Annotated in this window: 19 protein-coding genes and 6 pseudogenes; 10 read left to right on the forward strand and 15 right to left on the reverse strand. The window is 70.1% G+C overall.

Translation table 11 applies throughout. From position 1 onward, the window contains the following. Window positions 1–204: 204 nt before the first annotated feature. Together ACWDAS_RS32560 and ACWDAS_RS32565 are read left to right on the forward strand one after the other, a co-directional pair. The gene (locus ACWDAS_RS32560; protein ID WP_450398142.1) at window positions 205–1428 is read left to right on the forward strand and encodes a sensor histidine kinase; all 1224 of its coding nucleotides are present in this window, start codon (window positions 205–207) and stop codon (window positions 1426–1428) included. Window positions 1429–1493: 65 nt separating this feature from the next. Next, window positions 1494–2138, forward strand: coding sequence for a LuxR C-terminal-related transcriptional regulator (locus tag ACWDAS_RS32565; protein ID WP_450398171.1), 645 nt, complete (start codon window positions 1494–1496; stop codon window positions 2136–2138). A 7-nt stretch (window positions 2139–2145) separates the two neighbouring features. Here ACWDAS_RS32565 and ACWDAS_RS32570 read toward each other — a convergent pair whose 3' ends face one another. The 5 genes and pseudogenes from ACWDAS_RS32570 to ACWDAS_RS32590 all read right to left on the reverse strand — a co-directional run bounded on the left by ACWDAS_RS32570 (window position 2146) and on the right by ACWDAS_RS32590 (window position 7693). Further along, on the reverse strand, window positions 2146–2934 hold the full coding sequence (locus tag ACWDAS_RS32570; protein ID WP_450398144.1) for a hypothetical protein: 789 nt from the start codon (window positions 2932–2934) through the stop codon (window positions 2146–2148). A 257-nt stretch (window positions 2935–3191) separates the two neighbouring features. After that, window positions 3192–3326 (reverse strand): annotated as a pseudogene (locus ACWDAS_RS32575) (IS256 family transposase); the annotation flags it as partial. 69 nt (window positions 3327–3395) lie between these two features. After that, window positions 3396–4544 carry an alpha/beta hydrolase gene (locus tag ACWDAS_RS32580; RefSeq protein WP_450398146.1) on the reverse strand — a complete coding sequence of 383 codons (1149 nt, stop codon included), beginning with the start codon at window positions 4542–4544 and terminating at the stop codon, window positions 3396–3398. A gap of 342 nt (window positions 4545–4886) precedes the next feature. Next, window positions 4887–7199: a methyltransferase, FxLD system gene (gene fxlM / locus ACWDAS_RS32585; protein WP_450398148.1), complete on the reverse strand. Its 2313-nt coding sequence runs from the start codon at window positions 7197–7199 to the stop codon at window positions 4887–4889. Further along, window positions 7115–7693 carry an NUDIX domain-containing protein gene (locus ACWDAS_RS32590; protein ID WP_450398150.1) on the reverse strand — a complete coding sequence of 193 codons (579 nt, stop codon included), beginning with the start codon at window positions 7691–7693 and terminating at the stop codon, window positions 7115–7117. Before ACWDAS_RS32590 ends, fxlM begins: the two co-directional genes overlap by 85 nt. A gap of 1341 nt (window positions 7694–9034) precedes the next feature. Here ACWDAS_RS32590 and ACWDAS_RS32595 point away from each other — a divergent pair. Continuing rightward, complete coding sequence (locus ACWDAS_RS32595; protein ID WP_450398173.1) at window positions 9035–9433, forward strand: hypothetical protein; 399 nt, start codon at window positions 9035–9037, stop codon at window positions 9431–9433. Continuing rightward, window positions 9352–9986 (forward strand): annotated as a pseudogene (locus ACWDAS_RS32600) (transposase); the annotation flags it as partial. The gene ACWDAS_RS32595 and the pseudogene ACWDAS_RS32600, both read left to right, overlap by 82 nt. A gap of 57 nt (window positions 9987–10043) precedes the next feature. Here ACWDAS_RS32600 and ACWDAS_RS32605 read toward each other — a convergent pair. Then, the gene (locus ACWDAS_RS32605) at window positions 10044–10589 is read right to left on the reverse strand and encodes an N-acetyltransferase family protein (protein ID WP_450398152.1); all 546 of its coding nucleotides are present in this window, start codon (window positions 10587–10589) and stop codon (window positions 10044–10046) included. A gap of 462 nt (window positions 10590–11051) precedes the next feature. On the opposite strand from ACWDAS_RS32605, the gene ACWDAS_RS32610 reads away from it, so the two are divergent. Further along, the gene (locus tag ACWDAS_RS32610) at window positions 11052–11621 is read left to right on the forward strand and encodes a hypothetical protein (protein WP_450398153.1); all 570 of its coding nucleotides are present in this window, start codon (window positions 11052–11054) and stop codon (window positions 11619–11621) included. On the opposite strand, the gene ACWDAS_RS32615 is transcribed toward ACWDAS_RS32610, so the two are convergent. The 7 genes and pseudogenes from ACWDAS_RS32615 to ACWDAS_RS32645 form a co-directional block, all read right to left on the reverse strand. Beyond that, window positions 11612–12139, reverse strand: a complete 528-nt coding sequence (locus ACWDAS_RS32615; protein ID WP_450398154.1) for a DinB family protein — start codon at window positions 12137–12139, stop codon at window positions 11612–11614. The genes ACWDAS_RS32610 and ACWDAS_RS32615 overlap by 10 nt on opposite strands. A 71-nt stretch (window positions 12140–12210) precedes the next feature. Next, window positions 12211–12354: a hypothetical protein gene (locus tag ACWDAS_RS32620; protein WP_450398156.1), complete on the reverse strand. Its 144-nt coding sequence runs from the start codon at window positions 12352–12354 to the stop codon at window positions 12211–12213. Between the two features lie 210 nt (window positions 12355–12564). Further along, window positions 12565–12735: pseudogene (locus ACWDAS_RS32625) on the reverse strand (Ku protein); the annotation flags it as partial. 49 nt (window positions 12736–12784) lie between these two features. Beyond that, a complete protein-coding gene (locus tag ACWDAS_RS32630) occupies window positions 12785–13771 on the reverse strand; it encodes a hypothetical protein (RefSeq protein ID WP_450398157.1) in 987 nt (328 codons plus the stop codon). 22 nt (window positions 13772–13793) lie between these two features. Continuing rightward, window positions 13794–14195 (reverse strand): hypothetical protein, encoded by a 402-nt coding sequence (locus ACWDAS_RS32635; RefSeq protein ID WP_450398158.1) that lies wholly within the window; start codon window positions 14193–14195, stop codon window positions 13794–13796. A gap of 467 nt (window positions 14196–14662) precedes the next feature. Next, window positions 14663–14959, reverse strand: a complete 297-nt coding sequence (locus ACWDAS_RS32640; protein WP_450398159.1) for a hypothetical protein — start codon at window positions 14957–14959, stop codon at window positions 14663–14665. After that, entirely contained in the window at window positions 14931–15350 is a 420-nt protein-coding gene (locus tag ACWDAS_RS32645; protein WP_450398160.1) for a hypothetical protein, read from the reverse strand. Before ACWDAS_RS32645 ends, ACWDAS_RS32640 begins: the two co-directional genes overlap by 29 nt. A gap of 223 nt (window positions 15351–15573) precedes the next feature. On the opposite strand from ACWDAS_RS32645, the pseudogene ACWDAS_RS32650 reads away from it, so the two are divergent. From ACWDAS_RS32650 to ACWDAS_RS32665, 4 genes and pseudogenes are all read left to right on the forward strand, one after another. Beyond that, a pseudogene (locus ACWDAS_RS32650) lies at window positions 15574–16439 on the forward strand (transposase); the annotation flags it as partial. Between the two features lie 256 nt (window positions 16440–16695). Then, entirely contained in the window at window positions 16696–16971 is a 276-nt protein-coding gene (locus ACWDAS_RS32655) for a transposase (RefSeq protein ID WP_450398162.1), read from the forward strand. Window positions 16972–17273: 302 nt separating this feature from the next. Further along, the gene (locus tag ACWDAS_RS32660; protein WP_450398164.1) at window positions 17274–20228 is read left to right on the forward strand and encodes a M14 family zinc carboxypeptidase; all 2955 of its coding nucleotides are present in this window, start codon (window positions 17274–17276) and stop codon (window positions 20226–20228) included. 195 nt (window positions 20229–20423) lie between these two features. Further along, window positions 20424–20837 (forward strand): annotated as a pseudogene (locus ACWDAS_RS32665) (IS110 family transposase); the annotation flags it as partial. On the opposite strand, the gene ACWDAS_RS32670 reads toward ACWDAS_RS32665, so the two are convergent. Next, the gene (locus tag ACWDAS_RS32670; RefSeq protein WP_450398165.1) at window positions 20719–20973 is read right to left on the reverse strand and encodes a DUF7134 domain-containing protein; all 255 of its coding nucleotides are present in this window, start codon (window positions 20971–20973) and stop codon (window positions 20719–20721) included. The pseudogene ACWDAS_RS32665 and the gene ACWDAS_RS32670 overlap by 119 nt on opposite strands. A 62-nt stretch (window positions 20974–21035) precedes the next feature. After that, window positions 21036–22136 (reverse strand): sodium-dependent transporter, encoded by a 1101-nt coding sequence (locus ACWDAS_RS32675; RefSeq protein WP_450398167.1) that lies wholly within the window; start codon window positions 22134–22136, stop codon window positions 21036–21038. Window positions 22137–22292: 156 nt separating this feature from the next. On the opposite strand from ACWDAS_RS32675, the pseudogene ACWDAS_RS32680 reads away from it, so the two are divergent. Further along, a pseudogene (locus ACWDAS_RS32680) lies at window positions 22293–22595 on the forward strand (hypothetical protein); the annotation flags it as partial.

Here is a 22595-nt window from a genome sequence, read left to right on the forward strand (position 1 = left end):
GATGTCGATCCGGCACGGCCTGCAGGTCCTCGCGGTTGACGCCGGCGGGCATCGGGAAAGCCCGGGCCGCAGCGACATTATGCTGGGGCAATGGTCGAGTCATTGCCTTCCGCGGTCGCGGGTCGGTGGCCGCCAAGCGCTGGGTTCATCGTTCGCGTCGGGCGTCGCACGCTCGTGGAATCGCTGTATCTCCTTACCGCGCCGTTGAGCGCCGGTGCCGGTCTGCTGCTGGTGGTCGGCGGCCTGTGCGTCGGCATGGTCGGTTCGTTGTTGCCGAGCGGGTCGCCCGTCGCGGCCCGGGCTCTGATGCTGGCGCGGTGGCCCGGGGACCTGGAGTGGTGGCGGATCGGCCAGGTGCGTTCCCGGGCCGACGGGGCACGGGAAACCGGCTGGCGGCCGAGGTCGAAGGAGTCAGCCGACGCGGCCGACCCTGGGCTGTGGCTCGACTTGGCGCACGCGGTGACGGTGCTCCCCGTCGTACTGATCACGACGGTGGTGACGGCGCTGTGGTGGTTCGCGGGAGCAGCGACCGCCACGTACCCCCTGCGCAACCAGGTCACGCCCGGGTCGCTGCGGCCCATGACCCTGTACGCGGGCAGCGACCAGTCCCACATCGCCTTGAGCCTGGGGCTGACGTCGCCGGACGAGCGGCTCGCCTTCGCGATCACACTCGCCGTGCTGCTTCTGTTCACCCTCCCGCTGGTGACCCGGGTATGCGTCGCGGCCCAGGCCGGTCTCGGGCAGGCGCTGCTGTCCAACATGTCCGCGTTGCACCGCAGGATCAGTGGACTTGAGCAGGAGCGCGATACCGCCCGCGCGCAGGTCGTCGCAGTGGTGACGGCTGAGGCGGCTGCTCTGCGTCGGCTCGAACGCGACATCCACGACGGCCCCCAACAGCAGTTGGTCCGTCTGGCGATGGAACTGGGACGCGCACAGCATCACTTCGACCGCGATCCGGAACTCGTCCGGGTCGCACTCGCCGACGCGGTCGTCCAGACTCAGCAGGCGCTGGACGAGCTGCGGGCCCTGTCACGAGGCATCGCCCCGCCGATCCTGACCGACCGAGGGCTGCGGGAGGCGCTCTCCTCTCTGGCCGCGCGCTGCGTCGTCCCCGCCGAGCTCGACGCTGGTCCCCTCAGCCGTCGGCTGGACGCCGCCGTCGAGACGGCCGCGTATTTCGTGGTCGCCGAGGCGCTGACGAACGTGGCCAAGCACAGTCACGCCCGCCGGTGCACGGTCGGAATGCGCCACGCCGAGGGAGCCCTGCGGGTCTGGGTGACGGACGACGGGGTGGGCGGCGCGGCCTTGGCCAAGGGACACGGGCTGCAGGGGCTGGCCGACCGGGTGCACGCGGTCGGCGGCAGCCTGCGAGTCGACAGTCCCGAGGACGGCCCGACGACGGTCACCGCGGAGCTGCCATGTCGCTGACCTCGGACGGAACAACCCCTGAAATACGACGTGGAGCACAGTCGGCTCCCGCGGCCCGGGATCCGCTGCGGATCGTCGTCGCCGATGACGCGGTGCTGCTGCGCGAGGGTCTGGTCCGCCTGCTTGCTGAGGACGGTCACGAGGTGGTGGCGGCGGTGGGTGACGGCCCGGCCCTGGTCGAGGCGGTGCTCGCGCACCGCCCGGACGTGTCGGTCGTCGATGTGCGGATGCCGCCGACGCATACGGACGAGGGTCTGCGGGCGGCGATCACCGCCCGCGGACAGTTGCCCGGCTCCCCGATGCTGGTGCTCAGCCAGTACGTGGAGGTGTCCTACGCCGCCGACCTGCTCGCGGACGGATCCGGCGCTGTCGGCTATCTGCTGAAGGACCGGGTCGCCAAGGTCGAGGAGTTCCTGGACGCCCTGGACCGCGTCGCCCGTGGTGCGACGGTGCTCGACCCGCAGGTCGTCGCCCAGTTGCTGGCCGGACAGCGCCGGGGCGACCCGCTGGGCGTGCTGACCGCGCGTGAGAGGCAGTTGCTGGCGCTGATGGCCGAGGGCCATTCCAACTCGGCGATTGCCCGGCGGCTGGTGCTCTCCAACAGCGCGGTGGAGAAGCACATCGGCAATGTCTTCGCGAAGCTCGGCCTCCCGCCCGACGACGCCCAGCACCGCCGGGTGCTCGCGGTCCTCGCCTACCTCAATGCCTGACCACCCATCACCATCCGCCCTTGAAGAAGGCAAGGAGCGCCGGCGCCGGGTCGGCAGCGACGGATACGTTCGCCACCGCGAGAACGATGAAGGGCAGCGACAACAAGGCCCAGAGAAGACCGAACGACCTGAACACGCGCCTGTTTCGCCTGTCGGACGCCCCTGTCCTGGCAAACCGCCTCCACGACACCACGCTCATGCCGATGAGGACGACCGCCACCATCGTGGCGGTCACGGCTGTCACCGCGTGGTACAGGGAGAAGTCGCTGACCATCACTTCGATGGCAGGCGGAGTTCGGTCACCGGCGTTCGGGTAGTCGGCCAGGTGCTGCCTGACCTGATCGAGCGTATCGGCGAGTTCTCCGTGGGACGCGTGCATCGGTAGCATCGACAGCAGTGATGAGAAGGGCGCGATCGCACCCTGGACGGTGGCCATGACCGCCGCCAACGAGACCAGAGCGAGTGCTGTGACGACGACCCCGGCCGTCGCGAGAGCGGCCCTACGTCCCGCTCCGAGCCCGCCGGCCCGCAGAAAGGCTTTCCAGAGCAGAACGCCGAGCGTTGTCAGCACGGCCAGCAGGGTCGCAGCGATCACGGCCTTGACCACGTGGTAATGGAGCCAGTAATCAACAACCCTCTGCAAGCCCGAGGAAAAGTTCCGGTCGCCGGATTTCCAGTAGCCGACGAACGACGCGGAGAGGCTGTCGATGAGGTGACGCTGGTCGCCGAAGCCGCCACCGGACATGCCCGCCGCCAATGGGCCGGGGGCGAAGACGAAAGCCGGGACGAGGGCCACGGCAAGAGCGGCGAGCACAGCGAATGCGCGACCGGGGATACCCGCGGATCGGGATTGTCCGTGCGTGCTGGTGGGTTGTGACGTTGTTGTCATGCGGACGACCATTTCGCACCGGCGCTCACCCGGTCACTGCGGTCCGCCATCCACTTGGGGTGTGGCCTGCCACACCCCGGCCATGATCCGCCGGACGGGTCTGTCCGTCGAACGTGTGACTCGGGTGGTGTGGGTTGTCGGCGGCCGGGGGAGCGGCGGCCGTCGAAGGCTTGCAGGGCGGGCTTCCAGCGCACGGTCCAGCGTCTGCGGTCGCACCGGTGGGGGTCCAGGCTCATGGCGGTCATGCAGACGCACTTCAATGCGGCGGCCTCGTTCGGGAAGTGCCCGCGGGCCCGGACAACCAGGGCCCTGGCGGCGGATGTCTCGACGCGCTCCCCAACTGGGGCCACCGGCTCCAGGTCTGCGCCCTACGAATCAGCCGGTGGCGCCGGCGGCCAAGATGGTGCCGCGGCTGTCAGGTGTCCTTTGTCGTCCGAGCCGATGAAGGCAAGCGCCCGCCTGATGTTGGGAAGAAAGTCTCCTGGGTATTCGTGGCCGAGTCCCGGCAGAACCTCCAGTCCGCAGGGGACCTCGTGTGATGTGAGGAAGGCGGCGAGTCGGCTCAGCTTCTCGCATCGCACACCACCGTCGTCGTCCGCGCCGACCAAGAGGTAGCCACGAAGCGGAAGACCGCTTCGGCGCCGCGTCTCAATGAACGGTAGCCAGGACTCGGGGTCGGCAGTACGCGGGCCGGCCATCCCCAGCAGGACGAACCCACGAGCCGGAACAGTCCCGCCGAGCGCCATGCGCAAAGCGGTTTCGGCACCCATCGAGAACCCAGCGATGACCAGCTGATCCAAGTCCAACTCGCGCTCGGCTGTCAGTGTCACGTACTGCTCTCGGACATCGCGCAACGCCTCGTCCTCGTCGTCCCAGACAGCGCGGTCCCGCGCGATCCACTGCGACGACCGGACTGCCACCAGCAACCGGCCTTCCTGCGCGACCTTCCGCCAACCGCTCAAAGATTCCCGGGCGCTCCCGCCGTTGCCGTGCAAAGCCATGACAGCGCGGTACGGCTCCGACCCGACCTCTTCGCCCACGGCCAAACAGCGTGACGGCACCGAGGCCGCTCGCTGCCGGGCAAGGCTTTCACGTGCCACATCCTCGAAGTCGGCCCTGCCTTGCAAGGGCTCCCAGGATGGCGATCGACGCAGCAACACTTCGCCGTACCAGTGACCTTGCGACAAGGCTTCTCGGATGAGCGTCACCGCGAGGTCAGCTCTACCCATCCGTGCGGCCGCACAGGACCGCAGGTAGTAGACGTCCGATTCGTGGTCGGGGAACTGCGGCCCCTTCTCGGTAATGAGGCAGTATGCGTCAGCATGTCGCTGCTGGCCCGACAGTTCCTTCACACGCTGCTGGAGCCTTTGGAAGCCGAGTGGCGTCATCCCATTCTCTTCCTTGAGATTCACCGAACTCCGGGCAGAGCCAATTTCGACCATCGTCGTCACCCTGCCGTCACGCTGTGGGGGATCGGCGACGTCGTCGTGATCTCCGGGTTCGGTGGCAGTCTGCACTACGGCGACGGCGCGATGCTGAGCCTGCTGCCGTCGGGCCGTAGACGTCGTGGACGTGACGCAAAAACGCGTGCTGCTCTGCAGCGCAGGGGCGGCCCTCGCGTCGGATGGCTCGGGCGATGGCAGCGCCGGCGGGTAAGCGGAGCCACACGGCCACGTCGGCCGCCGGGCCGGACAGGGCGGAGACGGTGCGCAGCCATCCGTAGACGGCGCCCGGTGGTCAGCGGTGTGACGTCGACGTCAGGGTGCGCGGCGGCGTGCTTCGCCGCGACCGGGTGGCGGCGGCCGGATTTCGGCGGTCCTGGTATGCGGTCGGGGCTTGCGGCGGTCGGCTTGTTGGTGTCAGGGACGCTGGCCGCCTGCGGGGAGCGGGGCCCCTGTCCGGGACGGGGTACGGCCCGGCCATTGGAAGACGAGCCGGGAGGCGGGTTTGTCGAGCACGTCCCCGGGTGGCAGCTGGTCGTTTGGGGTTCCGGCAGGGTGGGCGGTCATGGGCGGGTGTCCGGTCTCGCGTACGTGCTGCTGCCATTCCCGCACGCACTGGGCGAACCGTTCGGCAAGGTCTGGGGCTGCCGCGCCGTAGGCGTGGACGTGGAATTCGTGGCGGCGGTCGGCGGGGTTGGGTGCATCGTGGACTTTGATGGTGGTCAGGTACGCGACGGAGCCGTCGGCCACGGTTGCGGGGGCATCGTGCTGCGCGACCAGCGTGGACCCCTTCGGAGCGGTCAGCCGGCAGAAGCCTTGCAAGGTGGTCGCGGCGTAGAGCTGCAGCGTCTCGAAGCTGCACTGGCCGGGGAGAACGACGCCTGTGGCGCGTTCGTGCCGTGGCCCGTGCAGTGCGTCCTGGAGTCCGAGGGTGTCGCCGGGGCGGCCATCTTCCCACCGGATGGTGACCCCGTCGGCCAGGGATGCGGCCGGGGCGGTGCGTGCTGCGGCTCCGCGATCTCGCACGAACCCGCAGTACGTCCAGTGCTGGGCGTGCAGGACTTCACCGTGCCGGACGAAAGTGATGGAGCGGGTGTAGCCGCCCATCTCCAGCGGCACGACCAGGCGGCCCCCGTCGGCGAGTTGCTGTCGCCAGGCAGGGGCGATGTCTCCGGCGTTGTGGGTGATGATCACGCCGCCGAATCCGCCCGCCGGGATGTGGTCGGGCGCGCCGAGATTGCCGTCGCCCAGGACGGCGGTGACTCGGCCGCTGCCGGCCTCCGCGCACAGCCGCTGCGTGCGGTGCACCACGTACGGGTCGATGTCGACGGTGACCACCCGACCGTGGTCCCCGAGGACGTGCGCGAGGAGTTCCGCGTTGTACCCGCCGGAGCCGACTTCGAGGACGACCATGCCTGGTTTGAGGTGGAGCTGTTCGGCCATGTCGGCCTGCAGCCAGGGGGCCGAGACAGAGCTGAGCGCGGTCTGTGCGCGGTCGCGGACCGTCACCACGGCGAGGTTGTCGTCGTAGGCCGTCTCCAGTGGGGTCTCGGGCACGAACCGGTGGCGGGGAACTACGCGCAGTGCGGCTTGGATGTGCGCGGAGGGGGCCCAGCCGTCCTCGGTCACGGTGTGCGCCATCCGCGCGCGCAGGCGGGCGGCCTGGACCGGCTCTCCGGGGACGGGCGGGACGGCGGAGGCGCACGGGTAGGAGTGGACGGGCGGCGCCGTGGGGAGGACCCCTGGCCACACGGCGTTCAGGGCCTGGGCGGAGGGTGTGAAGATTCCCCCCAGCGTGGCCAGGGTGTGCAGGTCGTGCCATTCCCAGCGGGAGAAGCGGTGCGGCTCGGGCAGGCCGGGCTCGCCCTCCCAGGCGGTGACGCGGACCACGGCGGTGACGCGGCGTACATCCATGCGGTCGTCGTGCAGGACCGCGAGGACGTGGGCGTCTTCGGCCCGCGCCGTCAGCCCCGTCTCTTCCGTCAGTTCCCGGACGGCTGCGGCCGGCGCGCACTCACCGGATTCGATCCGGCCGCCGGGAAGTTCCCACATCCCGTGAGTGGAGCGGCCGAGGAGGACCCGGCCGGACGAGTCGGTGACGACTGCCGCAGCGCCGAACACCGCCTGCGGCTCGGGCCGGCCCTTCTCCACCGTGGTGAACGACCCGCCCGGGCCGCGCAGTACCAGCACCGCCAGGCTTTCGGCGTCGAACCGCTCGGCCTGGTGGAAGCCGGCGGTGAGCAGGCTGAGCTCGTCGTCGTCCAGGGCGATGTGCCGCCGGTCCTCCGCAGTGCGGGAGGCGACGGGGGTGATGATCACCAGGGCCCCGCCCTCCCGTAGTCGCGCGGCCAGGTGCCGCAGGACACGGGTGCGATCGCGGATGAAGGCGACGGCCAGCCGCAGGGTGATCAGGTCATAGCCGCCCTGGGCCAGATCAGTCAGGTCATCGTGCTCGATGTCCAGGCACAGCCAGCGCACCCCCGCCACCCCGGCGTGCTCCGAGCGTGCTCGTGCAAGGGCGCCCTCGGCGAAGTCGACGCCGTCGACGGCGTAGCCGAGCGATGCCAGGAACGCGGCCAGCTCACCGGTTCCACAGCCGGCGTCGAGCGCCCGTCCGCCGGTGGGAGCCGGCACGTGTTCGAGGATCAGCTGCTTCTCCCGGTCTGCCAGCCGTCGGAATCCGCGGCCGTCGGTGAAGTGCTGGGACCATTGGGTCCGCGTGAATTCCACAGGTGGCTCCCTTGTCGGTGAAGAGTTGCTGTGCCGCCGGCCCGTGGGTGCGCCAGGGCCTGGTCCCATCGCACGTCGACGTGCCGGCTCGCCGGCTCGTCTGCGGTGAGGCCGAGATCCACAGCGTGAACGTCGATGTCGAGCGGGGTGCTGCGAAGGTGCGGGGTCAGGCACAGGTCGCCGGGCTCGAGACCGGCCGCCTCTCGCACGTTGCGCAGCGCCGTCTCGAGCAGGGTGCGGTCGCCGGCCTCGACGAGGCCTCCTGGGATCTGGGCCAGGCCGTCCGATTGTCGGCGGACGTGCAGGACGCGCCGGTTGCGGTCGATCACCACGGCGCCGCACGTGATGTGCCCGGGTAACGTCGCGCTCCCCGCGGAATCCCCCTGCGCGGCATCGAGCGACGCCAGCAGCGGCTGCAAGCCCTCGTGTTCGGCGGGATGGATGGCGAGGTAGACCTGTACCAGGTTGCTGATGTCGCGGGGGGTGGGGGGCATGTCAGCACCTTTCATGACCAGGAAGCGGACTTCTACGGGCGGGGTCGGTGGAGACCGGTGGTCATCACCCCCGTGCTTTTTCGGCGGTGTGCTCGCAAGCGGGATCGGGGCGGTGACGGAGTGCGGCTCCACGTGACGGATGGGCGAGCGCCACAGCATCCACGCCGGCGCGGCCGGCTCTCAGTGCCGCGAAAGGAGGGTCCGTCGAAGCACAGGACCATGTCGACCACGACAAGTGCCGTGCGGGCCGGGGTCAGGTGGGCGTGGCGGTGGCTGCGGCCTTGCTCATGGCGGCCGTACTCGCGATCCGGGGCCGACCAGGCGTGCACGTGGACGCCGTGAGGGTCTGCCGCTGCGTCATCTCCTGGGCGGGCATGGGCGTGGTGGTCCGTCCGGGACGGGGTGACCGCTGAGGCAGGTGGCAGGGGTGTAGTCCGCGGCCGGGGATGCTGTCGGCTGCTGGATCGGTGGATCCCCTCATGCTGCCCACCTCGGATCGGGACGTTGGCCGGGGGAAGAGATCAATGCCATGTGTACGGGCCAGGGGGACGAGTTTGATGTTCGAATCCGAGAAGTTGGGGAGCGGGGTGGGCACGGCATGCACGGCGTCCTCCGGATGGGCGGCGAAGTAGTACTGGTGCTCTAGAAACGCGCCGGATCGGGCGCCGTTACGGTCTGCTCCAGGAGCAATTCCTGTACGCGTGTTCGGGCGCGGTGGATCGGGCGCGTGTGACGCGGCCTGCGGATTTCAAACTCGTTCGATCGGGCGACGCCACGTCTTGGAGGGAACCGCCGTCGCGTCAGGAGTGTCAAGGGACAGTCGTAGCTACCCGCTCACGCACAGTTGATCTCCCCGCTGGTGGACGCGGGAAGTCCCCAGCGGACGGCTGATGCCCCGAGAGGCGAGTCAGCCGAGTGGGACGACGCCTCGGCCGGTGGTGACCTCGGCGATCCGGCCTGCCGGCGGGGCGCAGATCGCGATGGGTCCCCTGCGCGGCGCCTTGGCCGTGCGAGACCGTCGCCTCGTACCTGACGCCCGGCCAGTGCGGTTGCGGCAGCCCCACCTGGTGGGAGAGGCGTGGCCCCCGCCGTTGGCACCCGGGCCCGCGCTGCCACACCGCAGCCGAGGCCGTCGCCGCCCGCGCAGCCGATGCCGCCAAGGGCCGCCTACCGCACTACCCACCGAGCCACTACTACCCGGCCAGGCCCCGGCGGGCCCGCCGCCAGCAGCCCCCGTACCGGCACACCCCGGCCGGGCCCGGCGAGATCCGCCCGGGCATCTGGACGTGGGTCCGGCCCGGCGGACTGCACCCCGGCTGGGGCGACATCCACCATCTCGCCATGATTACCCGGCCCGGACTGCCCAAGAGCGAGGTGTGGCTGTGGCTGTGGCTCGGCGGCACCGTGCACGACGTGGCCGCCGGCCATCTCCTCATCGAGGGGCTGCGGGGCGTCCGGCAGGAGTGGGCGCGGTGGACCGCCGCCCGCCACCTGCAGCAGGCGGCCCCGGTTGCCCAGCTGCGCCCGGCGGCCGTCCAAACCTGCCTGTTCAGCGGCCTCACCGCCGTCCAAGCCGATCCCCCCGCTGCCTTCCCTCCCTCCACGTCGCCGCCGAAAGGCCGCCACACCCAGCCGGGAGCCCGGGCCCGCACCCCCACAAGGCGTTCGGTGAGCGCGATCTGTCCGCCAGCGACTACGTCTACGTCTGGGCCGACGGCATCCACCTGCGCCTACGTCTGAGGGGGGCGAAGTCGTGCGTGCTGGTGCTGATGGGCGTCCGCCCGGACGGCACGAAAGAGCTGATCGCCGTGAACGGTGGCTACCGCGAGTCCGCCGACTCCTGGGCCGAGCGAACGCCCTGCCGAAGTCCGCTCAGCCCGGCGCGAAGAAGGCCCTGCAGGAGATCTACAACGCCGAGAATCGCGACCACGCGCTCAAGGCCGTCGCCGCGTTCGAGAAGAGCTACGGCGCGAAGTTCCCCAAGGCTGTCACCGACGACGTCGACGAACTGCTGGCGTTCTACGACTTTCCCGCCGAGCACTGGATCCACTTGCGCACAACGAACCCGATGAACCCGATTGAGTCGACCTTCGCCACTGTCCGCTTGCGGACCAAGGTCACCCGAGGTGCCGGCTGCGCTGCCGCCGCCTTGGCCATGGTCTTCAAGCTCGTCGAGTCCGCCCGGGCCCGCTGGCGGGCCGTGAGCTCACCTCACCTCGTGGCCGTCGTCCGCGCCGGAGCCCGCTTCGAACGCGGACAGCTCGTCGAGCGCACGCAGCCCCTCTCGGCATGACAACCTTGCTGTCCCTGCCGTCGTGCCCCACCTGGGCCAAGATCAGGTTGCTGGGTGTCACAAAGGCGACAACACCATGAGGACCTCATCGCGATCGTCGCCGGAGGCCAGCCGCAGAGCGCCGGGCCACCTGCCGATCTCCTTCCAGCCGAGTCGGCCATAGAACTCTTCGAGACCGACACCACCGCGGGCGGCAAGGTGCAGCTGCTCCAGGCCCATCTCGTCGCGGGCGACCTCACGGACCCGGCTCATCAATGCCGCGCCGATCCCCTGGCCCCGGACGCCGAGACGGGTTTGCAGGTGGTGGATCGTGCCCCAGTGCGCGACGGGCGGGTGGGGGTCGCAGCGGATGTTCAGCCAGCCCGCGACGGTGCCATCGGCCAGGGCGATCAGAAGGCGGCTGGTCGTTGGGGCAAGCTTCTCGATGATGCGGTCAAGGACCGCGGTGACCTCGGCGGCGTCCACCGGCGGAAAGGGGAACCCGGCCGCCCCACCCGCATTGCTCACCTCGGTCCAGCATTCCACGAGGGTCTGCTTCAACTCGTCAGTGATCTCGTGCGGGTCAGCGATCTGAGTGAAGTCAAGGGCGTTGCTGTTGGTCATGGGGACGAGTGTCACAAACGAACCGCGCTCGTCGACACGCGGGGCCCCCACCCGAACTTCGCTGGCGCTGACGCCCAGCCCGTCAAGCCGCACGATGCACGCCACCCGCACCCGACTTGCCCGCTCGCTCACGCCGCTCATGCGACGCCGATTCCCGTACGCTGTCTCAGAAGTGCTGCGCGGCGAGTGGCCCGAACGGGCCCAGCGACCCGCCATCCAGCGCGGCGGCATGGCTGAGGCCACCACATGGCGCAGCGCCGCCTACGGCCGTTCCTGCCCCCGACCCAAGTGGCTGGACGGGCACCACCTCCAGCACCTGATGCGGCGCGCAGCCGGCGCCGACCGGTTCCCGTCCGAGGTGTTCCCGTGCTACCGGACCCGGACCCCGAAGCGATACCGGCGCCCCCCGCAGCCCTGACCACCCCGCCCCACTTCCCTGCCACCGAACGGAGCACCCCTGTCATGGACAGGAGCCAGTACACCGGCCCCACCGACACCCCCGAAGCCGAGGACCGCCGCGACGCCGTGGCCCGCGCCGCCCGGGCGGCCGTCTTCGACACGATCTACGCGCCCTCCCCGGTCCGTACTCCACGTGGAGCGCGTTCGCGGAAGCCCCTGGACACCTGCGCCCGCGAGCAGGCCACGATCGGACCGGAAGCCACCTGCCCCGGCGCCGTCGCCGGCATCGCCCGCGCCATGGCCCTGGAAGTCGCCCTGCACGACCTCGGCGAGCGCAGCGCCCGCTCCGGGATCTCCCGCACCTTCGGCGACTTCGCCCAGGGAACGGCCCGTACCAGCTCACCATCCGCGCGGACGACCTCCTCATCACCTGCCACGACGGGGCGCGTACTGTTGCCCGACATTGAAAATGCCGACGAAGGCGGCGTTCACGATGCCGATGAACTGCGACGGCGAAGCCCCGCCGGTGGGGATCCCGGCGGGGCGGCTGCCGGCAAGGTGTCGTTTTCTTCGGCAAGGTGCCGGTTGCGTTGGGACTCCTTGAGATCGTCAGCTATAGGCGGTCACCGTTGAGCGGTGGTATTGGCCCCATCGAGTGCTTCCCGGATGATGTCCGCGTGTCCGGCATGCTGGGCTGTCTCCCTGATCAAGTGCAGCAGGATCCGGCGTGCAGACCAGTGGATGGTCTCTGGTGGGGACCATGGGGTCCTGGGAAGGGGAACGCTCTGGCCGAGGTCCGGCAGGGCGGCCACGGACTCCTCGGTCCTCTGGGCGGCGGCGGTGTACTGCTCCAGCAGCGCAGCGAGCGTCTCGCCTTCGACCATGCGGTACTGGTCCAAGTCGAGCATGCCCTCCGGCAGTTCTCCGTCTCCCTTGACCATGATCTGCGTCCAGACCTGCTCACCCCGGGTGAGGTGCTTGAGAATGCCGCCCAGGGTGAGCTCGCTCACCGTCGTATGCTCTGCGGCCTGGGCGTCGGTGATGTCGCGCATGGTGATCAGCAGTAACGCCCGCTGTTCCGCGAGTGCATGCAGCAGCTCGCCGTGCTCGTCTGGAAGGTACGGGGCTGGGTTTTGCGACGAGGTGGTCATGGACCGACCGTAGGAGGAATTCAGGCCAGCTGCTGTCCTCGTTGTCCATCCTGGGAGGCTCAGCGGGTGGTTCAGTCCCCGACCACCTCGCTCACGGACGCGCTGGCGGCGGCCTCGTCGACGAGGTTGTTGCCGGTGGCGAACGCGGCGACCAGGCCCTGCAGGGACAGGTTGTTGACCGCCCGCAGGTAGCCGCGCGAGGTCGTGTGGATCAAAGTCAGCGCGTTCGGTGAACAGCTGGTCGGGGCGCCCGGCGATCTTCAGAGCGGTCCAACGCCCACCGGCTGATCCGGAAGGGCCGACCGTCGGCGTCGATGTGCTCCTGCTGTGCCAGTCTGCGCACCAGAGCGCCGCGCTGGCGCCTGGTCAGGCCGGGATCGGCGGCCTCGGACAAGCCGGGGCCGTGTACCAGATCCGGCACGCCCGACTTCCTTGCTCGTGCGTTCGTTCACCCGCTGATTGCGCACCCGGTCGGAGGTGCCGCGCTGCAGTTGGTGGAAGTGGCTGGTGCGGTCCTCGGTCGCGGTGAACAGCGACACCGGCACCGTCACCAGCCCGAAGCTCACCACGCCCGACCAGATCGGCCTGGCCGTCACGCTCGCCTCCTCGGTCCTTCTCACCTGGTCGCCCTGCCCACGGGCCCGGTCAAAAGTCCTGGTCGAGCCGGTCGGCCAGCTGGTCGGCGTGCGCGGCTGCCTGCTGGGCATGGCGGCGCGCGCCCTGCGCCGCGCGGGCGGCGTCGCGCAGCCGGAGCCGCGCCTGATCCTGGCTCTCACGGGCCGCCCGGACGGCCTTCTCGGCGCTTTTGACCTGCTCTCGCAGCTCATCCAGCCGCGCCTGCGCCGCATCGCGTTCCCGGTCCGCCGCGTCCAGGTCCTCCTGCGCCGCCGCGGCGTCCTCGTCCCTGGCCTGAGCCTCCTGCTCCGCCTCGCGGGCCTGCCGCTCGGCCTGCTCCACCTCTTCGCGCCGGCGCTGCAGCTCCGCCTCGCTGCGCGCCCGCTCCTCATCGCGGGCAGCCTCGGCGGCCTGTTCCGCGGCACGACCCCGCGCGGGCATCTTCTTCTTCGCCGGGCGGCGGGGCAGGTCGCGGACCGGGGCGGGCCGCGGGCGAGTCTTGCCGGTGGCGATGGTGGGCTGGCCGGTGAGGTCTACGGTCGCCGCCAGCTGCTTGGTCAGCCGACCCTCCGCGAAGGCCTCCCCGGCTTCGGGATCCGCCAACACGGCGTGCAGTGTCTCCTCCACCTCCCGCACCGTCTGGTCGCTCAGCGGCTGACCGGCCTCCGCGGCGAGCTGCTTGGCCTGCCGGGACAGCGCATACACCAGCTCCCGCTGCTGCCGGTTCAGCCGCCGCAGCTGCTCCCCGTCCAGCTCCCGGTGCGCCCGCCGCAACGCCTCCCCCAGCTGCTGCAACGGCCCGACCTCTTCCTGCCGCTCCCGGGCCAGCAGGTTGCTGGCCCAGGCCGACACGGTGGGCTTGCGCAGGGCTGCGATCTGGTCGGACAGGGCCCGGTCACCGGCCTTCTTCGCGGCCTGCGCGTAGCGATTGCGAGCCGCGGTGAACTCCGCCGGCGGCAGTCCGTACAGCTCATCGGCCACCGCGTCCAGGTCCGCCGGGCCCGTCTCGCCTGCCACGGGTGCACCACCTGCCCGGCCCTCAGCCGCTCATGCGCTGATCGTCACTCTTGTCCGTCCTGTCCTGCGCGGCACGAGGCACGCGGGTCCGGTGCGTCGGGGGCCGCGCCAGACCGTTGCCGCCCATCGAACAGCGAATCTGGCCTTCCTGCAGCCTCACCACACCCAATCGGGTCACGGCCCGCAGCGTGCACATCCGGCCTGCGCGTGGCCGCGCACCGCGCGCACGTATGCCGGATTCGAGGCGGCCCGCCGATACGGCACCGACGTCACCCTGCAGCCCGTTGCCCGCCCGGACATCTGGCAGGGCGCCTGTTTCACCGATGCCGAAGTCGCAGCCGTTCTCGCGGCACAGGCCGACGAAGGGCCCCCTGGGGCAACTCCCCATGGCCTGAATGATCCGGCGGGGCTTGCTCTGCCACACGCGCTCCAGCGGCGCTCATGCCGCGCGTCGACCTGCCAGGACCGGATCCGGACGGACGCCGCTCAACCACAACGACCAGACCACCGCCTGCGTGGTCTGCTCAGCCGGCCTGATACCTGTACGACAGCCGGCCCTCGGCCCGCACTCGTTCCGGCTACTCTCCGTTGTAGTCCTCGCCGTACGCCGCCCGCCGCAACGCGCGCCCCCACTCATACGCGCCGTGCTCGGCCTCGAGTCCGGACTCCTCAATGGCTGTCCGAAGCTCGGCCGCGACCTCACCCCAGCGCGCCTGCAGTGCGTCACCCTCGGCCCGCTGCTCCTTCGTCCACTCCAGCACCGGACCCGTGGCACAGTGATGATCCCGGACCGCCTTCCGGGCTGCATCAAAGGAACGCTGCAGATCAGCGAGGGATTCAGACGGTGATGTCGGCCATGACCGGATCGTAAATCGGGGGTCTGACAGCTCCCTACCGCTGGGGCTGGACGAACCGCATCGCTGCCCGATCCCACCAGTACGAGCGGATGCGCCAAGCCATGCCCTCCGAATCGTTCGGCAGGTAGACCCAGCAGAGCAGCCGGACCCGGCCGTCCGGCCAGTTCTCCCGCTGCATCACCTCAGCCCGCCGCCATTCCCCGCCCACACGGATGCTGAGGCTCGGACGCTCCAACCGGTCGTAAGACTGACGGGGCGGCTCGGGCTTGCGGGCCGGGTCCCACGGCGGCGCGGGTTCCGCGTCACGCTCGGCAGGCCGGTCGGTGCTCACGACGCCAGGCTACGGCGGCAGCTCGATCCACGGCCGGCCCCTGCAGGGGATGACGCCCATCGAACAACCGCCCCCGCAGCCACCGCAGCCCTACGGCCCCCATACGGTCACGGCAGCGTGCGCTGAGCTGACAGTCCCGGGCGCCGCCTGCGGCGCCGTGGACGGGCTCGCGGTCGACCAGCACGTCATGGGCGTGGGCTTCGATCCCGGCGAACATCGCCGCCGACAGCGGCTTCCACACCGGACTCATCGACGACGCGTGCGCCGGGTCGTACAGGCCGGGCAGGACCAGCCGATGCCCGCTCTCCAGCGGCCAGGTCAGCAGCAGAGCCATCGCAGTGGTCGTGACACCGGGCGCGCCGAAGCCTCCACCCAGCGCGATGACCGCCATCACGAACCAACCCGGGCGACCACGACCAGGGCGACGTGGCCGGTGGCCATCTGCGCGGCCAGCGCGGGCCCGTCGGCGGCGGGCACGGCGACGTCGACCACCACGGCACCCGTGGCGGCCGCGAGCCGCCCGACCGCGCCGACCTTCGCCGACCTTCGCCGACCTTCGCCGACAGCGTCACCGGCGACGTGCCACTTCCCGCCGCGGCGTTGCCGTTGCCGGGCCGGACGGCTCCGGCGCCTATGGCGAAGCCGTCCGCCGGGCCCTGCCCGGCGCAGTGCAGGTCAGCGACCGGTGGCATCTATGGAAGAACCTCTGCGACAAGACCCTGAGCGAGGTCCGCTCCCACAGCTCATGCTGGGCAATCGCCAACCCGCCCCCCCGGCCGGCGTCCACGAACAGACAACACGCGAAGGCTGGCACCAGATCCACGACCTGTTGAACAAAGGTGTGGGCCTGCTCGAGTGTGCCCGACGCCTGAACTTGTCGCTCAACACCGTCAAACGCTGCGCACGCACCCGCGAACCCCAGGCCCTGCGGCGGGCGCCCCGCTACCGGCCCACCCTGGTCGACCCCTACCGCAACCACCTGCGCGAACGCCGGGCAGCCGACCCCGCGAAACAGCTCTTCCGTGAAATCCAGGAACAGGGTTGTCCCGGCAGTTTCAACCTCCTCTACCGCTACATCACCCAGGGCCGTGCCGAGGGCGACCGGCCCGTTACCACCCCGCGCCGGCTCGCCCGCCTTCTCCTCACCCGCCCCGACGATCTGCGGGACAAGGACACCCAACTCCTGGGAGAAGTCACCGCCGCATGCCCCGAAATGACCGAACTCGTGTGTCTCATCCGAGAGTTCGCGAAGCTCCTCACTCCCGCTGTCGGCAACGACGCCAAGCTCACCAGATGGCTCGCAGCCGTCCACACCTCCGGCCTTCCTCATCCGCACGCATTCGCGAACGGGCTCGAACTCGACCGCGCCGCGGTCAACGCCGGCCTCACCCGGCCCCATCACAACGGGCGCACCGAGGGCGTCAACACGCGAACCAAGAGGATCATGCGGCAAATGCACGGCCGAGCCGTGTTCGCCCTACACACCCCCTACCGCGCATGCCGAGAGCGTCGAGTTCTGCCCGCCAGCCCAGCGACGAAAGAAGGATCTGCTCCAGCCTTCCGGACGGAGCGGTTGCGGGTTCAAACGCCGCCGCCCCCTGACCATGCTTGTCATGATCGCCGCAGAGCCGTTCGCATCTCCTCAATCAACGCATGGCGGGCCTCACCTGGTCCGTCCCGGCACTGATGGATTCGGGTGCTGGACCATTGACCATCCAGCAGCTTCGGAGGCCGTGATGCCCCGCACCTATCCGCCCGAATTCCGTTGCAAGGTCCTCGATCCCGTCGCATCCGGAAGGAAGGTCGCCGACGTCACCAGGCTCCTTGGCATCGGCGACCAGACGATCTATATGTGGCGTCGCCAGCACCCCATCGATACGGGGCAGTTGGCCGGAACGAACAGCAGCGACCTGGACGAGCAGGTCGCTGTGTGCTGCGATCGGCGGCTGGAGATGCCCGGGTCCTCCTTGAAGACCACCGGAGCTGACGGAGCTCCTTGCTCTCGCCGTTGAGTCCGCCGGGCCCGACGGGAAGGGGGTATCGGCTCACCGCGAACGCGGAACGGCGTATTCCTGCGGATAGCAGGCTACCGAGAAGTGCAGGCGGCCTATGTCAAACCGCGTTCACGGCGATCATGTAATTCCCCTGCTTCATCACCCCGCTTTCGGGCAATCGCGTCCGAATTCATCAACACCGGACGGGAAATGTCCCCCCGGCGACACACCGGCCCCCGAGACGTGTCTTTCCCCGCATCTTGACTGATGCCCCGACTTCTTATGGGATTGGCCCCTCTGTCCTGGAACGACGTGAAGGGATGCTCGTGAGAATCAGATCCTTAACGATCGCTGCAGTCGGCGCCCTCATCCTGTGCAGTGCGACGGTGGCACCCATGGCCCAGGCCCGCGGCGCGGGCTCGACCGCCACCGAAGCGGACACCGTCAAGGTGTACCGCGCGGAAGTGACGCAAAATCAGATCCCGTTGCTGCTCGAGGCCGGCCAGGACGCGCACGAGCTGAGCGAGCGCCCGACGGCGCAGGGTACGGCCGCGGTCGAGGTGTACCTCACCGGCAAGCAGGCGGAGGAGCTGGAGAGCAAGGGCGTACGGCTCACCGAGCACACGCTCGGGGCCAAGGCCGAGGCACGCGTGCAGAACGCGGCCGAGAAGGTGTTCCGCCCGTACAGCGGCAAGGGCGGCATCAAGGAGGAGATCCTCGCCACCGGCCGCGCGAACCCCGGCCTGACGAAGGTCGTCTCGATCGGCAAGACGACGCGCGGGCAGGACATCCTCGCCCTCAAACTCACCAAGGACGCGGCGAGGTCCAAGGACGGCTCGAAGCCCGCCGTGCTGTACATGTCCAACCAGCACGCACGGGAGTGGATCACGCCGGAGATGACCCGCCGGCTCATGCACTACTACCTCGACAACTACCGCACCGACAAGCGGATCAAGAAGCTCGTCGACTCCACTGAGCTCTGGTTCCTGATATCCGCGAACCCGGACGGCTACGACTACACCTTCCAGAGCGACGACACCCGCCTGTGGCGGAAGAACCTGCGGGACAACAACGGCGACGGCGTCATCACCGCCGGCGACGGCGTCGACCTCAACCGCAACTTCGCCTACAAGTGGGGCTACGACAACGAGGGCTCCTCGCCCAACCCGGCCAGCGAGACCTACCGCGGCGCCGGCCCGAACTCCGAGCCGGAGACGCGGGCGCTGGACGCCTTCGAGAAGCGCATCGGCTTCACCTACGGCATCAACTACCACTCAGCCGCCGAACTGCTGCTCTATGGAGTCGGCTGGCAGGTGGCCACGGACACCCCCGACGACGTCCTCTACAAGGCCCTGGCCGGCACACCGGACAACTCCGCGATCCCCGGCTACCACCCCCAGGTCTCCTCGGAGCTCTACACCACCAACGGCGAGGCGGACGGCCACGCGTCCAACGTCAACGGCCTGGCGATGTTCACACCCGAGATGTCGACGTGCCAGACGGCGTCCGACATCGACCCGAACGACCAGTGGGTGGCCTCCGACTGCCAGTCCGGGTTCAACTTCCCCGACGACGAGAAGCTGATCCAGGATGAGTTCGCGAAGAACATCCCCTTCGCGCTCTCCGTGGCCGAGACGGCTGCCCACCCCGACGTCCCCGTCTCCTCCGTGGGCCTGGACGCCGCCGACTTCACCCCGGGGTCCTTCACCACCTCCTACGCGCGTGGCCACGACCAGCAGGTGTCGGTCGTCGCCCGCAAGTCGCTGCGCGACAAGGAACTCAACTACCGGGTCAACGGCGGCCGCACCAAGGACGAGTCACTGCGCTCCTGGCGGGGCGGCGAGACCTACGGCGGCGAGGACAACCTCTACTTCGACGAGTACCGCGCGACGGTACGCGACGGAGACGCCGGCGACAAGGTCGAGGTGTGGTTCACCGGCCAGACCAAGAGCGGCAAGAAGGTCTCCAGCGACCACTTCACCTACACCGTCGCCGACCGCCCCTCGGCGGACACCCTCGTCGTCGCCGAGGAAGGCGCAGCCGCCACCCAGACCAAGGCGTACGTCGACGCCCTGAAGGCCAACGGCCACCGCGCGGCCGTCTGGGACGTCGCCACGCAGGGCGCGCCCGACGCGCTCGGCGTCCTCGGGCACTTCCGCACCGTCGTGCACTACACGGGCGCGGCACTGCCAGGCAACCCCACCCAGCTCGAGCTGCGCGCCTACCTCAACGAGGGCGGCAAGCTGATCGAGGCGGGCGAGCGGGCGGGCGGCAACGTGGCCCTGGCCGACGGCACGCCGTCGAACGACTTCAGCCAGTACTACTTGGGCGCGTACTCGCGCACGTCGACGGCCGGGGCGACCGGATTCGCCGGCACCGGCGCGCTGGCCGGCTTCAGCGGTCCGCTCGGTGCCGCCACCGGCAACCCGCTGGACACGGCGGGCACCTACCGGGTGACCTCCGACTGGCTCGCGCCCGCCACGTACCCGCAGTTCGCGAGCAAGGGAGCCGGCCGGTACACGGGGTCCGTCGCCTCCGACGCGCCCTACGCGGGCTCCTACATGGCGGCCGCGGTCCACACCGACGACGCCTACAACCGGCTCACCCGGACGATCGACCTGAGCGGTGTGAGCGCGGCCGACTCGCCTACCCTCCGCTCCCGTCTCCTGTGGAGCACCGAGCCCGGCTACGACAACGCGATCCTGGAGATCCACACCGTCGGCGCCGACGACTGGACCACGCTCCCCGAGGCGGGCGGCGCCACCCGCACCACCGTGCCCACTGAGTGCGAGGCCGGGTTCTACATCGGTGAGCACCCGTGGCTGACGCACTACCTGACCCCGGGCACGGACGGCTGCACGGCGACCGGCACCTCGGGCGCGTGGAACAGCTTCACGGGCTCCTCCCAGGGCTGGCAGCAGGTGAACTTCGACCTGAGCGCCTACGCGGGCAAGAAGGTCGAGGTCTCGCTCAGCTACGTCACCGACCCGGGCTCCGGCGGCCAGGGCGTCCAGGCCGACGAGACTTCCCTGGTCATCGGCGGCACGGTCACCGAGACCGAGGGCTTCGAGACCTCCCTCGGCCCCTGGAACGTCTCCGGTCCGCCCGTGGGCAGCCCGCCCGCCCAGCGGGACTGGGCGCGCACCGGCCCGCTGACGCAGGGCGCGGTCGTCACGGACGACACCGTGCTGCTGGGCTTCGGCCTCGAGCATGTAACCTCCGCGGCCGACCGTGCGACCTTGGTGCGTCAGGCACTCAGGGCACTCCGCCGATGACGGCCGGACTCATGCTCCGAGCCTGAGCGCGGAGCACAAAGATCAGTGAGTCAGGCGGTCCGTACCCTCCCCGGGTACGGACCGCCGCTCGCGCTCAGGGCCGCCCGCGGACTACGAATCCGATCGAGGGGCCGGCTCCCGCGCCACCGTCCTGGCCATGGTCTTCAAGCGCGTCGAGTTCGCCCAGCAGCGGGGTGCGCGGCGAACATCCTGCGCTCCGACATGCACGCCCACCGGCCCTTGCCGCAGGACAGCGACCTTGCCCGCGCAATCGCGGTTCTGGCCCGCGCTCAGCAGAACGCCACGTGGAACCGGCAGCAGAACTCCAACCAGCTCCGATCCCTGCTGCGCGAGTACTTCCCGTCCGCCCTGGACGCCTTCGCCACCTGGCAGAACGGCCTCTGCCGACCCGAAGCTCGCGATCTGCTCAAACTCGCCCCCACACCCTCGCAAGCCGCGTGGCTGAGCCGCACGCAGATCCAGGCAGCGCTCAAGCGAGCCGGCCGAAAGCGTGGCATCGAGGCCAAGGCCGACCGGATCCGCGAGGTCTTCCGCGCCGAGTGGGCCCATCAGCCGCCGATGGTCGAGGCAGACTGTACAGGGCGACGGGCAGGGCGACGTCCGTGCGCAGCGCCGCGCCGAGGGCCCACCGGACCACGAACACCGCCATGACCGCCGCGAACGCGGGCGCTGACCGCTTCCGCCGCCACAGCAGCGGTAGCAGCAGACCCGCCTGCAGTGGCAACGTCGCGGCCGATCAGCGACGGGGCCGTAGCACGGCGGAACCACCTCGTGTGTACGCTCCGATCAGGGCCGGCCTGCCGGGACACCGCTGCGGGATTTCGGCGGCCTGTGCCCTTCTTCGCGTGATGGACGGGTGCGCATCACCCGGTCGGCGGCGGCTTTCTGCAGCAGACCGTAGGCGAGGACCGGCAGCAGCAGGTGCGGCCGGTCGGGTAGCGCGGTGGCGATCAGGACGGCGCTCGCGCTGCTGTTGTTCATCCCGCAGGCCAACGTGAGCGAGGACCGGGCACCCGGGTCGAGGCGCAGCAGGCGCGCAGCGGTCCGGCCCACGGTGAACGACAGGGCGCAGCCTGCCGCCGCCACGAGCAGGGCCGCGACGAGCAGCAGCGGCCGTGGGTGGGCGAAGAAGGAGCCCAGAGCGCCGCTGGCGTTGACGTAGGTGAGGAGCACCGAGCCGGTCAGCGAGGCGGGGAGCACCGCGTCGATGAGGCGTCGCAGCACACCGGCAGGCAGCAGAACCGCGCACGCGATGCCCACACCGCAAGGCAGCAGCACGGAGGTGACGGCGAAGCCGTTTCCCGCGACGTGTGCCGCCCGGGACAGCGTGCCCGCATAATCGCCGCGGAGCAGGGGCGACAGGACCTTGATGGTCACCGGGATCGTGAAGGGGCTGACCAGGGTGGACGCGAGCACGATGCCCACCATCACCGCCTGGTCGCCCGCGCCCCGGGCGGTCCACACCGTGGCACCCGCCGCGACCGGCATCGCCGCGATCAGGATCATCGCGGCAAGCATGCCGCTGCCACCGTCGCTGTCCGGCGTGCGGTGCAGGGCATACGCCAGCAACGGAATCACCAGCAGCGGGACGCCCAGGTGTAGCACGACCCCCGCAAGCAAGGCGGTGGGCCGGAGCAGACGGCTGCCCAGTACGCGCAGGGGCACCTGAAGGCCGGCCGTGAACAAGATCAGGCACAGGAGCGCCTCGGGAACGTCCCAACGCAGCCCGGCGCCCGGGAGGGGAAGACCGTGTGCCCGGCGCAGCCAGCGGCCCGGCTCGGGCACGGCCGCGGCGGCCGCGTAGGCGACGACGACGGCGCGTCCCAGACGCCGGCGCAGCCAGGTTGCGGTGGGCTCCTGCGGCACAGGCGGGGTATGGCCAGGCATGCCTGGGATGCTCTGTCATGGAATGCGCCCGTGCCCGTACGACTGGCCGGTAATCAGGATGCGTTCAGGTTCCCCGTGGCAGCGTCGGGCCTCGGGCCCAGGACTACTGAGACGGCGGAGACTCCTGGCTATGCCGATTTCGGCTCGGAGCGCCGTATCCGCTGGAACAAGGTGCCCGAGGTCACCGTGTACTTCTGGGTGATCAAGGTGCTGTGCACGACCGTCGGCGAGACGGCGGCGGACCTGCTGAACGAGAAGCTGGGCCTGGGCGTGACCGGGGTGTCGCTGCTGATGAGCGTGCTGCTTGCCGGGGTGCTCGTGGCGCAGTTCCGCACCCGGGCGTACCGGCCGGGCGTGTACTGGGCGGCCGTGGCGCTGATCAGCGTCGTCGGCACCCTGATCAGCGACAACCTCACCGACAACCTGAACGTGCCGCTGGAGACCGGCACGACGGTGTTC

This window comes from Streptomyces sp. NPDC001070, assembly GCF_053598835.1.

Excerpts from the sequence above, each read along its gene's own strand:
- ACWDAS_RS32660 (WP_450398164.1), top strand. The coding sequence starts at position 17,274 with ATGCTCGTGAGAATCAGATCCTTAACGATCGCTGCAGTCGGCGCCCTC.
- ACWDAS_RS32645 (WP_450398160.1), bottom strand. The coding sequence starts at position 15,350 with ATGGCGGTCATCGCGCTGGGTGGAGGCTTCGGCGCGCCCGGTGTCACG.
- ACWDAS_RS32605 (WP_450398152.1), bottom strand. The coding sequence starts at position 10,589 with ATGACCAACAGCAACGCCCTTGACTTCACTCAGATCGCTGACCCGCAC.
- ACWDAS_RS32615 (WP_450398154.1), bottom strand. The coding sequence starts at position 12,139 with ATGACCACCTCGTCGCAAAACCCAGCCCCGTACCTTCCAGACGAGCAC.
- ACWDAS_RS32595 (WP_450398173.1), top strand. The coding sequence starts at position 9,035 with ATGATTACCCGGCCCGGACTGCCCAAGAGCGAGGTGTGGCTGTGGCTG.
- ACWDAS_RS32590 (WP_450398150.1), bottom strand. The coding sequence starts at position 7,693 with ATGCCCCCCACCCCCCGCGACATCAGCAACCTGGTACAGGTCTACCTC.
- ACWDAS_RS32610 (WP_450398153.1), top strand. The coding sequence starts at position 11,052 with ATGGACAGGAGCCAGTACACCGGCCCCACCGACACCCCCGAAGCCGAG.
- ACWDAS_RS32675 (WP_450398167.1), bottom strand. The coding sequence starts at position 22,136 with ATGCCTGGCCATACCCCGCCTGTGCCGCAGGAGCCCACCGCAACCTGG.
- ACWDAS_RS32655 (WP_450398162.1), top strand. The coding sequence starts at position 16,696 with ATGCCCCGCACCTATCCGCCCGAATTCCGTTGCAAGGTCCTCGATCCC.